This is a genomic window from Kribbella sp. NPDC043289 (assembly GCF_056436705.1).
Genome location: NZ_JBWKCB010000002.1, coordinates 53,386 through 66,936, shown reverse-complemented (window position 1 = coordinate 66,936; position 13,551 = coordinate 53,386). Strand labels below are relative to the sequence as shown.

Below are 13,551 nucleotides of genomic sequence, written 5' to 3'. Positions count from 1 at the left end.
CGGTCAGTCCTTGGCCACAAGGGGTCAGAACCCGTGGCCCGATCGGGCCCCGCCGTAGCGTCCGGATCGTGATGACTGTCAGAGCAGCAGCCGCGACCGTCGCCCTCGGGGCGCTGGCCGCCACCACGTCACCCGCGTCGGCGGCTCCGCCGGCCGGACAGTGCCGGACCGCCGAGGCCGGTGGGCAGCCGATCAGCAAGATGCCCTGGGCAACCACCTGGCTGGCGCCCGAGCGGGCCTGGCCGATCAGCACCGGCAAGGGCGTCACCGTCGCGGTGATCGACTCCGGTGTCGACGCGGACCACCCACAACTCCGGGAGCCGGGCGCGGTGCTGCCCGGCGAGGACGTCCTGACCCCCGGTGACAAACGGGCCGACTTCGACTGCGTCTCGCACGGTACGGCGGTGGCGAGCATCATCGCCGCGCGACCGGTCGCCGGGATCGGGTTCCGCGGGATCGCGCCGGGCGCGCGGATCCTGCCGATCCGGGTCAGCGAACGCGACGCCAGCGAGCAGCAGGGCGAAGCGGTGAACGCGACGGTGTTCGCCGGCGCCATCCGGTACGCCGTCGACGCGGGCGCCACCGTCATCAACATCTCGCTGTCGCTGTACGTGGACCAGAAACCCGTCCGCGACGCCGTCCGCTACGCCCAGCGCCACGACGCCCTGATCGTCGCCGCGGCCGGCAACGCCCACGGTCAACAGGGCGAGGATCCGGTCACGTACCCCGCGGCATACCCGGGTGTGCTCGGCGTCGGTGCGACGACGATCGACGGCAGCCGACTCTCGAGCTCGCAGGTCGGGTCGTACGTCGACATCTCGGCGCCCGGTGGCGGGGTACTGGCGGCGACCCGCGTCAGCGGCCACCGCTACTACGACGGCACCAGCTTCGCGACCGGCTTCGTCAGCGGTACGGCGGCCCTCGTCCGCTCGGCCGATCCGAAGCTCCCCGCAACGGCGGTCGCTGCCCGGCTGATCGCCACCGCAACGCCCGCTCCCGGTCCGACGGACCAGTACGGCGCCGGAGTCGTGAACCCGTACCGCGCTGTGGAGGACGTCCTCAGTAGCGCGAAACCCGCAGTACTCCCGCCGGTGAAGCCCACGAAGGTGGACCCGGCGGCGGAGCGTCGTACCGCTTCGTGGAGCGATGCCGGCCTTGAGGGTCGCCGGATCGCCTTGCTGGCGGGGCTTTGCGCCCTGCTGGTGGTGCTCGCCGCGTTCGTCGTACCGCTCGGGCGTCGCCGCGGCTGGCGCAGCCACTGAACCACAGAACAGCCCGGCCCTCCTTTCGAGGGGCCGGGCTGTTCTTCTTTGGTCCGTCAGGCCTGGATCGAGATGGCGGCCGCGCGGTCGGTGCTGCGCATCCGCAGCATCGAGTCCTCGACTGCGGTGCCCCGCCGACTCAGCAGCTGGTTCAGCTCCCCGGCTGCCTGGGCCCACAGCCGCTGCACCTGCTGGACCTGGGGTGCCGCTTCGTCGCTCGTCCAGGTGTGCAGCAGCGCGTTCATGGCGGCCTCGAACTGAGTCTTCAGCTCGGTCGCCTCCTTGCTGGCGGAGGCCATGTCGACCGAGGCCTGCAGCATCGCGCCGAACGGGTAGTTGATGCGTTCACCGGGCATGAGTGGGTTCCCTTCTCAGAGGACGGTCGCGTCGAGGACAGGGACGTTGGCGGCCTGGTTCAGCGCGACCTGGCCCTCGTCGTCCGCGGACTGGTACTTGCTCTTGGCATCACCGATGCCGTCCGCCAACTGGTGCAGGCGGTTGCAGAGCTTGGTCATCGCGTCGAGATGGCCGCGATGGCCCTGCCAGAAGGCGTTCTTGATCATTCCGTCCATCGGGACCAGAACGCCCATCGCGTTGTCGAGCCTGACCATCACGGTCTTCAGGTTGTCGCCGATCGCGGCCGCGTCCCGCGCGGTCTGCTGCATGCGAGCGTATTCGGTCTCCACACCGGCCATGGTGTGTCCTCCTCTACTGGGTTGCCGGCGCGTGATCACCGGTCGATGTCACGCTAGGTCTGGGATCCGCGCCCTCCGGACGCGTTCCGGTTACGGCCACGGAATGGCCAGTTGTGCGATCAGGGCTTCCACAGCTCCTCGTCCAGCACCTCGTCACCGCCGGTACGGCGGGCACGCGCGGGACGACTGCGCTTACGCAGCGGCGGCGCCCCGGACGGTGTCCGTCGTTCGCCGTTGGTCCGGCCCTGGAGATCGGACTGCACGCCTTGGCGGCGCAGTCGCTCGGCGGCCGTGGACTCGGTCGGCACGGTGAAGCCTGATTTGGACGGCGCCGAGCCTGGCCGGATCTCACTGCGCGCGGCAGCGCCGGCGCCAGCACCCGCACCGGCGCCGTTCATCGGTGGGAACATCGGCGAGGAGGCCGACTGCGTGCCCGTCGGACTCGCTGACGTCTTGCCGGCCAGCGATGGTTCGGCTCCGGTCTCACCCGCGGTTGTTGCCGATCGCAACGATGAGCTGCCGCGATCCGACGTACCCGTGCTGCTGGTCGGAAGGTTGGTGTGACCTGCGCCGATCCCGCCGCCCAATGGCATGCCGATCGACGGCAGGCCACCGCCGCCTGCCCCGCCACCGCCCGTCGTGGGAGTGAAGTGGGTTGGGGTGAAGGTGGGCGGTGTGGTGCTGACGCCGCCGGCGAGCGCGGGTTCGTCGGACAATGGACCGTTGGGTGTCACGCTGCTCAGGTCCGGCGTGGTCGCCGTCGACGTGTCCCCGCCGGCCAGGTCCTTCCCGTGTTGCAAGAGGGTCACCCACTTGTCGAGGTTCTCCGGAACCTTCCCGGTCAGATCGATGCCTTTGCCGATGACGTCGATGACCTTCCCGGCCTCGTCCCACGGATCCTTGGCCTCCGGCGCCTTCGGCGACGCGGGATCGGCCGCAGGCGCCACCGCGGGAGTCTGGCCCGGGACACCGCCGGCGTCACCCGGCTGGGGGCCGCCGGCACTGGGATCTGCCTTCGCGTCCGGGTCGTCGGCGGCCTGCTGATCGCCACGGCTTGGTGCCATCGGGCCGCCGTACTTGCTCTGGGGAACGGGGAGGATACGCCCCATCGCCTGCTGCATCTCCGACGAGAGCACTCCCATCATGTTGGCCGCGATGGCCGTGATGTCGTCCATCTCGTGCTGCGCGGCCTTGCCCTCGTTGGCATCCATCGCTGACATCAACCGGCGTTCGGCGTCCTGGTACGGCCCTGTCAGGCCGCCGACGACGGCTTGCGTGTCGCGGATGGTGCAGCCGATGCTCGACAACTGGGTGCCGACCCGCTCGACGAACGGCCGCCAGGCGTCCACCGATGTCTTGCTGGCGGTGACTTCGTTCGCGATGCTGTCGAACGTCAGGCTCTCGTGGAAGAGCCGCGTGTTGTTCCAGGCGTGCTGGAGGTTGTCCTGCGTCGTCTGGAGGTCGGTCGCCAGCACCGACCAGGTTTCACCCACCTGCAGCCAACCGCTCGCGTTGAGCCCGGCGAGCTGACGGACCATTTCCGCCATCGAAGTCTTGCTGTAGTCAGCCATCGTGCGCTCCTAGGGAGTGGGGGCCTTGGGCGGCTCGGCAGGATCTGTCCAGCCGCCGCCGGTGCGGACTTGACCGAGCTGATCCGCGACGATGCCCACAGCGTGCTGGTCCGTGGTCTGAAAGCGGCCGGCGGCGACCTGGTCGGTGGTCTCGAACGCGTCAGCGGCGTTTCGGGCGACGGTGCCGAAGGCGTCGATACCGCGCCCCAGGTCGAGGCCGAAGCCGGCTACCTGCGGAGCCCATTGCTTGACGAACTCGCGCAGCTTGTCGGCGTCCGGCATCCCGCCGCCCAGCTCGAAACCTGGCAGCGCCTGGGCGAGCGGGGCGAAGTTCGCGGGATGCAGCATCGCCGAGAAGTCCCGTAGTTCCTGCGGTGAGACCTGGACCATCTGTGGCTCCTGTCAGATCGAGCAATTGACCAGTTGGATGAGGTTGGCGTCGCCGCGGCGGGTGACGAACTGGGCGCGGCCCGGGGGTAGCGGCTGCGGGCGGACGGTGCCGAGCAGCGGGCCTTCGGATCGGTCGCCGCTGAGCAGTAGACCCGGCGTACCGAGGTCGCGAAGGCGGGCAATCAGCGGTTCGTAGATCGCGCGGCCGGCACCGCCGGTACGACGGGTGACGACGAGGTGAAGGCCGATGTCGCGGCCGTGGGCGAGATAGTCGACCAGGCCGTTGAGCGGGTTGGCGGTCTGGCCGGCGACGAGGTCGTAGTCGTCCACCAAGATGTGGATCTGCGGTCCGGTCCACTCCCCGCCCAGGCGGCGGTCGAGGACCGGGCCGAGCTCGGCAACCATCTTCTCGACGCTGCGCGGTTCCGTGAACGTGCCCATGACGTGCGTCCCCTGCACAGCCACCGATCGGCGGTAGTCGACCAGGATGATCCGTGCCTCCGTCGGCTCGTAGCGGGTCGTCAGCGATCGGGCGATCCAACGCAGCAGACCGGTCTTACCGCTCTCGGTGTCGCCGAACACCAGGAGGTGCGGGTCGGCCTCGAAATCGACGTACGCCGGTCCGAGGTCGCGCTCGGCCAAGCCAACCGGCAGTCCGGCCGGCATCTCGTCACCGGCGCCCTCGCAGCGACGCAGTACGGCGGCCAGCTCGGACTCCTCGAGCTGCACGGGGAGCAGACGCACCCGCGGCGCTCCCGACACCGGCCACGCGGCTGCGAGCTGTGGACCGAGGTCGGCGTCCGGTGTGGCGACGACGAAGTGCTGCGCGTTGTCGGTCAGGCCACGACCTGGCGTCTCGGCGGGCACACTCATCGCGGCCTTGCGGTCGACCATCGAGTCGGACGGGTCGCCCAGCCGCAGTTCGACCTTGGTGCCGAACAGGTCGCGGATCGTGCCGCGCAGGTCGAACCACCGCGAGCAGGTCGCGACCACGTGCACGCCGTACGCGAGGCCACGGCCGGCGATCTCGGCCAGGGTCATCTCGAGCTCTTCGAAGTCGGAGCGCAGAACCGACCAGCCGTCCACCATCAGGAAGACGTCGCCCCACGGGTCACCTGCGAACTCGCCGGCGGCCCGCCGTTCCCGGTACGCCGCCATACCCTCCACACCGTGTTCGGCGAAGACGCGCTCCCGGTTGGTCAGCAACTGCAGCACCTCCGCGACCGTCCGGCGTACGGCGCCGACGTCCAGACGGGACGCGACACCGCCGACGTGCGGCAGGTCGCGGAGCCCGGTGAGCGAGCCGCCGCCGAAGTCGAGGCAATAGAACTGGACCTCGCGAGGGGTGTGAGTGAGGGCGAGGGCCGAGATCAGGGTGCGGACCGCCGTACTCTTCCCGCTGCGCGGCCCGCCGACGATCACGGCATGACCGGCGCCGGCGGACAGGTCGACCACCAGCGGGTCTCGCCGCTGCTCGCGTGGCTTGTCGACCAGACCAATCGGCACTCGAAGCCCTCCGCACGCACCGGCGGCGGCGACAGTCAGTCCTCGGTCCGGATCGACTGTCAGCGCGGGCAGCAGTTGGGTCAACGGTGGCGGGGCGTCCAGTGGCGGCAGCCAGATCTGATGGGCCGGCTTGCCCTTGTTCGCCAAGCGGTCGACAAGGATGTCGAGCAGCTTCTCGCCGACACCGTCCTCCTCCGGCTCCTCTTCGGCTTCGTCAGCCGACGCGGGCAGCGAGACATAGGCACTGGTGTACTCCGCAACGTCGTCGGCCACGTCATTGCCTGTAGCAACCGAACTGACGGCTGAGCGGTGCACGCCGGACACGTAGGCGGAGCGGAACCGGACCAGCGTCTCGGTGCCGATCTGCAGGAAGCCGTGACCAGGCGCCCGGGGCAGCTCGTACGCGTCCGGTATACCGAGCACCACGCGGCTGTCCATCGCCGAGAACGTCCGCAGACCGATCCGGTAGGACAGGTGGCCGTCCAGCCCGCGCAGCCGCCCCTCCTCCAGTTTCTGACTGGCCAGCAACAGGTGTACGCCGAGTGCTCGGCCGAGTCGACCGATCTGGTTGAACATCTCGATGAAGTCCGGCTTGGCCGACAGCAGCTCGGAGAACTCGTCGCAAATCACCAGCAGGGTGGGTACCTCGGGCAGGTCGGCACCCGCGGCCCTGGCGAGCTCGTACTCCCGGATGGACTCGTAGTTGCCGGCCCGCCGGAGCAGCTCCTGCCGGCGTACCAACTCACCGGTGAGCGCGTCCGACATCCGATCGACGAGCGTCAACTCCTCGTTCAGGTTCGTGATCACCGCGCTGGTGTGCGGGAGCCGGTCCAGCTTGGTGAACGTGGCGCCTCCCTTGAAGTCCACCAGGGCGAAGTTCAGGCTGTCCGACGGGTGGGTCGCGGCCAGCGCGAGGACCAGCGTTCGGAGCAGTTCGCTCTTGCCGGAGCCGGTGGCACCGATCAGCAGGCCGTGCGGTCCCATGCCGTCCTGGGCGGACTCCTTCAGGTCGAGCTCGACCGGCGTACCGTCAGCGGTGACACCGAAACGCACACGCAACCGGTCCCTGTTCGGCCTGGGTCCCCAGTGCCGTGCGGGATCGAAGTCGTAGGGGTCGCCGAGGCTGAGGAGGTCAGTCAGGCCGAACGCGGAGGCGAAGCTCTCGTCGCCGTCCGTACCGGCCGACAACCGCAGTGGTGCGAGGAGGCGGACCAGGGCCTCCGCGTCCTGGGTGGTGAAGCTGTCCGCCGTACCGACCTCGGACTCGCCTTCAGCGGTAACGCTGGTCAGCGTGCCGTCGTCGGCAACGTCCAGCAGCACTGTGGAGCGGTCGAGCAGTCTGGGCGGTTGTGTGGTCAGGTCAATGACATTGACGCCTTCCACGCCGCTACCGGTCATCAGGTGGTCAGAGCCGACTACGTCGCCGCCATCGATCAGTACGACGACGTGCGGACCGTCCACGCGACTAGTGGCAGCCGGATCGAAGCGTGGTCGCTGTGCGAGCAGATCGTCGAGCACCGACTCCAGATCCGGAACGCTCTTGCTGATCAGGCGAATCGGTCCGAGTGCGTCGGACTTCTCCGGGTGATGGGCGTGTGGCAGCCATTTCAGCCACTCCCACCCCGCTCTGGTGTCCGGGCCGATCACCGCGGCCACCAGGAGGTCATCGGGTGAGTGGAACGTCGCCAGCTGCGCTACGAGAGCACGTGCCAGGCTACGAGCACGGTCCGGATCACCATCGACGTACACGCGAGCGAAGCCGCGTAGAGCCATCGCCACGGGGAGTCCGGGGACCGACGAGTACGTCGTGATGAAGCGACGCAGTGCACCGGCTGACAGGGGCTCCAGCTCCTCTAGCGGTGCTGTGTCCGGCGGTGCGATCGGAGTGGCGAGTGGCTGCGCTCCTGTACCGACGCGGACGATCGCGAAGTCTGCGTCGTTGCGGCGGCGTTCCCAGAGGCGATAGCTCTCCACCAGCGTCCACAACTGTGTCGGGTCCGGGTGCAGGTACGACAACGCCGTCCGTTGCTGGGCCACGGCCCGCCGGGCTCGAATGCGTTGCTGGGAGAGATGCCGGAGATATCCGCGGCGTGCGCGGGCCATCTCGCGACGTGGTGCGCCCTGGCCGGCGAAGGCGACCGCCGCCATGCCCAGTGCGGAGAGACCGAACAGACCGCCGACGATGTAGCTCATCCGGCCGCCACCGCCGAGCGTCGAGTACATCAACGCCATCGCGGCACCACCCGCGAGCATCGGCACCATCATCACGTACTGCGACAGCTGCTTGGCCGCGGGCTGTGGCAGCGCCGGCGGCGGGTCGAGGGTGACGTCGCCGGTGGGCAACGCCGGGCCGTCACGACGCGGTGGCCTGCTGACGATGGTTGTCGACATGTTCCAGGACGCTAGGCGGCCGGACCGTAGTAGAGCGGACGGCGGCCACTAGCTGACTGTCCACAAGCTGCAAGCCCCGGCCCAGTGCCACGATCCGCGTGCCACGGTGGCAAACGTGAGCATTCGTGGACTGGTCAAGGTCACCATCGACGCACCCGAACGCCGCATCGACCTCGCACTGCCGGAACGGTCGACGGTGGCCGAGGTGCTGCCCGGCATCCTCCGGCACGCCGGTGACGGCCTCGCCGATTTCGGCGCACTACAAGGCGGCTGGGTCCTCCGACGTCCCGACGGCGAGGCACTGGACACCCACCGGGACCTCGCCGGTCAGGACGTCCGGGATGGCGAGATCCTGCACCTCGCACCGGCGCACCAACACTGGCCGGAGCTGGAGTACGACGATCTGGTCGACGCGATCGCCACCGACGCTCGGTCCGGCGGACGCGCGTGGGCGCCCGGTATGACGCGCTGGACCGGGCTGGTCGCCGCGACCGCAGCTCTGCTGACCGGCCTCGCGCTGCAGCTCCGGAGCGGCCCGCCGTGGAACGGCGTGGCGCTGTTCGCCCTGGCCACGGCAGGCGTGTTGATGCTGGCCGGAGTCGTTCTGTCGCGAGCGCTCGGTGATGCGGCCTCCGCAGCGACCGCCGGCTCAGTCTCCGTGGTGTTCGCCTTCACCGGCGGCGCACTGTTGCCTGCCGCAACCTTTCGGCTGACGGAGCTCGGCGCGCCGCAACTGACCGCAGGCGGCGCCGCACTGCTGCTGTCCGGACTGATCGGGTACGTCGGGATCGCCCGCCATACCGCGGTGTTCGCGGCCTCGGTGACTGCCGGCGTGCTCGCATTGGTCGCGGGTGCACTCGGCGGCGCGTTGGACGCCCCGCGGTCCGCTGCTGTGGTCGCCGCGCTCGCGGTGGCATTGATACCGGTGGCCGCACCGCTCGCGATGCGGATCGGTCGACTGCCCAAGCCCGTACTGCCCACGAGCACAGCCGATCTGCTCGCCGACCCGCCTCAACCACCACGCCGGATCGTGTACGCCGCGGTGCTGCGATCGGCAGCGCTTTACACCGGCATCCTCGCCGGACTGGGTCTCGGACTGGCCTGTTGCCTGTGTGTACTGGCACGGTCCACCTCGACGCCGGGACGTTTGCTGGTGGTGCTCGTCGTCGGGATCTGCCTGCTGCGCGCACGCCTGCTACCAGTGGTGGCGCACCGGCTCAGCCTGATCGTCGCAGCGCTCTTCGGACTCGGCTGGCTGCTCGTGCTCACGCCGTACTCGTTGCTGTTGTTCGCCGGCCTGGCAGGGTTCCTGGGGCTCTGGTACGCGGCACACCGGCCGGGCGCGTACCTGGCCCGGTACGCCGAGGTGGCCGAGCTGATCCTGGTTCTCCTGGTGGTGCCGGTTGTGCTGTGGGTTCTCGGACTGTACGGGTATGTGCGCGGGCTGGGTGGGTGACCGATGGCTTCCAAGCGGGATCAGCTGCAGTCGCACCAGTTCGTCCAGCAGCGGATGACCCATGCGCTGCTGCTGCGCGAGACCGATCCCGAGCACCCGCCGTTCCGCCGCGGGATCGTCGCGATGCTGGTCGGTATCGGGCTCGCCGTCCTGGTGCTGGCCGGTGCCGGCGTGTACGGGCAGCTGTCGCCAGGCGGTAAGACCTCGTGGAAGTCCGGCGACCGGGTGATCGTCGAGAAGGAGACCGGAACGCGGTACGTGTATCGCGACGGAGTCCTCTATCCCGCGGCGAACTACGTGTCGGCGTTGCTGCTCGCGAACAAGTACAGCGCGCCGCTGATGGTGTCGGCCAGGTCGTTGCTCGGCGTACCGCGTGGTCAACGGGTGGGGATCCCGGACGCACCGGACTCCTTGCCCGACAAGCGGCGGCTGCTCGGCAGCGGGTGGTCGATGTGCGCGCAGCCGACTGTCGATTCGTCGGGCAGTCCGGTGGTGCGGTCGGTTCTGCTCGTGGGAACAGAGCAGTCCGGTGCGCAGGCAGACTCCTTGCTCGTTGTCGGGCCCGATGGCCGGCGCTACCTGATCTGGCGTGGCTACCGGCACCTGATCCAGCAGCAGGCCACGGTCGCCGCAGCACTCGCTCTGAACAACGAGGCGTGGCTGCAGGTGCCGTCTGTCTGGCTGGACCTCGTACCGTCCGGACCACCGCTCGGTCCGATCTCCGTGCCGGGTGCTGGAACGCCGTCCGGTCTGCTCAAACCAGGACGGGTCGGGACGCTGTACGTCGTACAGACGTCGACCGGGCAGGGACAGTACTACCTGTTGCAGCGGGACCGTCTGGTGGCGATCAGCTCACTCCAGTACGACGTCCAGCGCACGGCGCCCGCCACTCGGCAGGCGTACCCGGGCGCGGTCCCACAGGCGGTGCCGTTGGATCCGGCGGTCGTGGCGCAGGTGTCCGGTGGTGTGGGCACCTCGACCACGGACTCGGCGTTGCCGACCACCCGGCCGACGTTCGCGCGGCCGGAGTCGTCAGTGGACTCGGTGTGCGCGGTGTTCTCTGGCGGCGACTTCCAGCCGCGGTTCACCTTGGCCGGGTCGCTGCCGACGAGCGGGGACTCCGGTGCGACGACGGGTCGTGGAACTGGCGGACTGCCGCTGGCCGACGAGGTCGTCGTACCACCGGGTCATGGCGCCGTTGTGGAGTCGATGGCATCGCCGGGTCAGCCGGCCGGGTCCGGGGCGTTGTCGTTCGTGAGCGATCTCGGCCGGCGGTACCAACTGGCGAATCACGACGTACTCGGCGTTCTCGGCTATGACCAACCGCCTGTGGTCCGGCTGCCGGCCGGACTGATCAGCCGGCTGCCTGCCGGGCACGCGCTCGACCCGTCCACCGCGACCTACCCGATCGGCCCGTAGCTGACGTTCGGTGGCCTGATGCGGTCCGCCCGCCGGTCCCGTACCGGATCCCTGATGTGGTGCAGAAGACGAACCCGAGGAGGAAGTATGGACATCGGCACGCTGACAGTGGTGCCCGACGAACTACGTCAGTTCGCGGTACTGGCACCACTGGCGACCGTCACCCCGGTCTCCGGCACCGTGCAGTCGACACCGCCGCTGGCCGGCGCGATGCCGGAGAGCGCGACCGTCGAGGCGCACGTCCGGTTCTGCGTCGAGCACACCGGCACCGTCACGCTGCAGGCCACCAACGGCATCGCGTCGCTGATCGACGCCGCGCTCTCGGTCGCAAGCCGCTTCGAGTCCGCCGACCAGGCGAGCGCGGTCGCGCACCGCGGCCTGGACGACGAACTGCCGACGACGGCAACGGACTGACGGGGGCCGCGACCATGGGTGCGTACTTCGGGATGGAACTGAACGCGATGGCGACGATGCTCTACGGGCAGCGCGCCGAGCCGTGGCACGCGGGCGCCGATCTGTGGGGTTCGGCCTGTCAGCAACTGCTCGCCACCCACGGCGACCTCGGCGCCGCGAACGCGGCCGTCACCACCTGGCCGATGAGCGTCGGCTCGGCGTCGCAGATGGCGTTCAGCGGTCAGGTGATCGGCAGTCTCGCATCGCTCGGCGAGTGGTCGGCGTACACCGGCGCGATGTCCGCGGCGCTGCGGCTCGGCGGTACGGCGCTGAACGCGGCGCAGGCGGTGATGCCGGCGCTGCAGAGCGGGTACGACACCGCGGTCGCGCTGAGTGGGGTGCCGATCATCGGGCCGTTCGCGGCGCAGGTCGCGGTCGGTCTGCAGCAGGTGGGTGCCGGGATGATGGAGGCCGTCGGGGTGGTCATGCAGGCGCCGACCGCCGTACCGCCGCCGACTCAGGGGTGGCAGGGGCCGGGTGGTGGCGCGCCGCCGCCGGCGTCTCCCGTGCCCGCCGTACCGGTGACCGATGTGCTGGACGCGACCGACAAGTTGTTCAGCGCGATGGAGAAGGGCGCCAGCCTGGTGCAGACCGTCACCGGGCTCGCGCAGTCGGGCAGCCTCGGCGACGCACAGGACGCACTGACCAAGCTGCCGAAGTTCAAGGACCTGCCCGGCACGGTGATTCACCCTGACCTGCCGACACTGGCCGGCGGGGTCAGCGGGAGTACTGCGGTGCCGACCATCCCCTCTGTTGGTACTCCGTCGGTGCCGGGCGGATCGCCAGGTGGGATCCCGGCTGCGGTGCTCGCCGGGACGCTCGGGGCAGTGACGAACTCGTTGCGCGGTACTCCGGCTGTCGCGGGGGTGCCCGGCGGTACCGGAGCCGCGGGTGCCCGCATCGCGGCGCGGAGCGAGCCGGCGCTGGCCGGTGGCACCGCGCGAGCCGCGGCGGCGGCCGGCAAGTCGATGCCGACCATCGCACCACCGATGTCCGGTGCATCCGGTGGCGGCGGGTCGAACGAGTCGCGGTCCGGGGCACGCAAGCGGTCGGCCAGCGACTCCGAAGACGTGCTCCGCCGCACCGGCGTTCAGTCCGAGCTCCAGGGCCGCGCGGCCCACGAGTCGACCAGCCAGTTCACGTTGCCGACCACACGCCGCCGTACCCCCGGTCCGGTCCTCGACGACGAAGTCTTCGACCACCGCTCATGACGACGACACCGGCTACCCCGGCCTTCGCTCAGCGGACCGCGCCGCAGACCGCCATCGCGCCAGTGACCACTACGGTCGCTCCGCCGCGACAGCAGGCGGCCGTCGCCGCGCCTACACCTCCCGCTGCTCACGCCCCCGCGCCCGCAGTCGCGGCGGCGACCAGCGTCCGGCCGGCCGTCGCTGCGCCGGCGGCAGCGTCCGTTCCGACCCCTCCGTCGGCGGGTGTCGGACGCGCAAGGCCGAGGGTGGTGACTGGGCAGGTGGTCTGTTGGCAGGTCGCGGTTGGCCTGATGGCGGGACTGGTCGGCCGGGGATGGGCGGCCGCGCTGATAGCCGGCGTGGTCGGACTCGGAGTGCTGGGAGCGACCGGCTGCTGGTGGCGGGGGCTGTGGTGTTTCCAGTGGCTCCGGCTGGCCGGTGGGTACGTCGTGCGCGGGCCGCGGTTCGTGGCGGTCCAGGGACATCGCGGATGGCTCGAGGTGGGTGACGTGGACGCCGGGACGATCGTCCGGGCGGATGGCGTGACGGTGCTGCTCGAGACCGACGTACCGCCGGATGTCGCGGCCGGCGAGCTGATCGAGGACCTCGCCGGGCTGCGGATCAAACTGCTGCGGCGGCCGGGGCTGGCGTGGATCGCGGTCACCGCGCTCCGGTCGCCCGAGCGGCACCAGGACACCGAGCTCGAGTTGCTGCTCGCCAACACCGTGCGCCGGCTGACCAAGCGCCTCCGCCGCCGCGGTCTCCGCGCCGAACCGGTCGCCCCGGACGAGCTGACCCACCTCCTCGGCACCCTCACCCCGAAGCACGTCACCGAGGACTGGGACGCCCTCCGCCTCGGCACCGGCCGCTACCGGATGTACGCCGTACCCGTGTCGCTCGCGCTGCAACAGGCCGGCGCCATCGCCGTCACCACCGCCAGCGATCTGGACCACGCGCTTGTTCTGGCTCACGCCGACGCCCCGCAGGCCCCGGTCGCCGTCTCACGCACCGGTCGCCAGAGCGCCGCGTTCGTCGCCGCTCTGCCCTGATCCAGCCGCGCTCGAGCCGTGTTCCAGCAGCTTTCCAGGCGGGGATCAGGCGTGGATCAGGCGTGGATCAGGCGTGGATCAGGCCCGCTGGACAGCCGCTGTATCGGCTGTATCAGGCGTGGACAGGCGCAAGATTCCCGCTGGACGGCGGCCCGCGATGGTTCTGGTG

At 70.1% G+C, this 13,551-nt stretch carries 11 protein-coding genes; 6 read left to right on the top strand and 5 right to left on the bottom strand.

Annotated features, from left to right (window positions below):
- The first annotated feature begins 71 nt into the window (after positions 1-71).
- The gene (mycP, locus tag AC0662_RS12145) at positions 72-1,262 is read left to right on the top strand and encodes a type VII secretion-associated serine protease mycosin (protein ID WP_478301911.1); all 1,191 of its coding nucleotides are present in this window, start codon (positions 72-74) and stop codon (positions 1,260-1,262) included.
- A 56-nt stretch (positions 1,263-1,318) separates the two neighbouring features.
- Here mycP and AC0662_RS12140 read toward each other — a convergent pair whose 3' ends face one another.
- The 5 genes from AC0662_RS12140 to eccCa all read right to left on the bottom strand — a co-directional run bounded on the left by AC0662_RS12140 (position 1,319) and on the right by eccCa (position 7,815).
- Positions 1,319-1,618 (bottom strand): WXG100 family type VII secretion target, encoded by a 300-nt coding sequence (locus tag AC0662_RS12140; RefSeq protein WP_452197297.1) that lies wholly within the window; start codon positions 1,616-1,618, stop codon positions 1,319-1,321.
- Positions 1,619-1,633: 15 nt separating this feature from the next.
- Positions 1,634-1,948 (bottom strand): WXG100 family type VII secretion target, encoded by a 315-nt coding sequence (locus AC0662_RS12135; RefSeq protein ID WP_452197296.1) that lies wholly within the window; start codon positions 1,946-1,948, stop codon positions 1,634-1,636.
- A gap of 128 nt (positions 1,949-2,076) precedes the next feature.
- Positions 2,077-3,528: a hypothetical protein gene (locus AC0662_RS12130; RefSeq protein ID WP_478300321.1), complete on the bottom strand. Its 1,452-nt coding sequence runs from the start codon at positions 3,526-3,528 to the stop codon at positions 2,077-2,079.
- A 9-nt stretch (positions 3,529-3,537) separates the two neighbouring features.
- Entirely contained in the window at positions 3,538-3,918 is a 381-nt protein-coding gene (locus tag AC0662_RS12125; RefSeq protein ID WP_478300319.1) for a hypothetical protein, read from the bottom strand.
- A 12-nt stretch (positions 3,919-3,930) separates the two neighbouring features.
- On the bottom strand, positions 3,931-7,815 hold the full coding sequence (eccCa, locus tag AC0662_RS12120) for a type VII secretion protein EccCa (RefSeq protein WP_478300317.1): 3,885 nt from the start codon (positions 7,813-7,815) through the stop codon (positions 3,931-3,933).
- 115 nt (positions 7,816-7,930) lie between these two features.
- Between eccCa and eccD the strand changes: the two genes are divergently transcribed.
- The 5 genes from eccD (at position 7,931) to AC0662_RS12095 (ending at position 13,382) form a co-directional block, all read left to right on the top strand.
- Positions 7,931-9,271 carry a type VII secretion integral membrane protein EccD gene (gene eccD, locus AC0662_RS12115; RefSeq protein WP_478300315.1) on the top strand — a complete coding sequence of 447 codons (1,341 nt, stop codon included), beginning with the start codon at positions 7,931-7,933 and terminating at the stop codon, positions 9,269-9,271.
- Between the two features lie 3 nt (positions 9,272-9,274).
- The gene (gene eccB, locus AC0662_RS12110; protein ID WP_452197291.1) at positions 9,275-10,690 is read left to right on the top strand and encodes a type VII secretion protein EccB; all 1,416 of its coding nucleotides are present in this window, start codon (positions 9,275-9,277) and stop codon (positions 10,688-10,690) included.
- A gap of 87 nt (positions 10,691-10,777) precedes the next feature.
- Positions 10,778-11,104, top strand: a complete 327-nt coding sequence (locus tag AC0662_RS12105; RefSeq protein ID WP_452197290.1) for a hypothetical protein — start codon at positions 10,778-10,780, stop codon at positions 11,102-11,104.
- Positions 11,105-11,118: 14 nt separating this feature from the next.
- Positions 11,119-12,354 carry a hypothetical protein gene (locus AC0662_RS12100; protein WP_452197289.1) on the top strand — a complete coding sequence of 412 codons (1,236 nt, stop codon included), beginning with the start codon at positions 11,119-11,121 and terminating at the stop codon, positions 12,352-12,354.
- A 290-nt stretch (positions 12,355-12,644) separates the two neighbouring features.
- The gene (locus tag AC0662_RS12095) at positions 12,645-13,382 is read left to right on the top strand and encodes a type VII secretion protein EccE (protein WP_452197288.1); all 738 of its coding nucleotides are present in this window, start codon (positions 12,645-12,647) and stop codon (positions 13,380-13,382) included.
- The last annotated feature ends 169 nt before the right edge of the window (positions 13,383-13,551 follow it).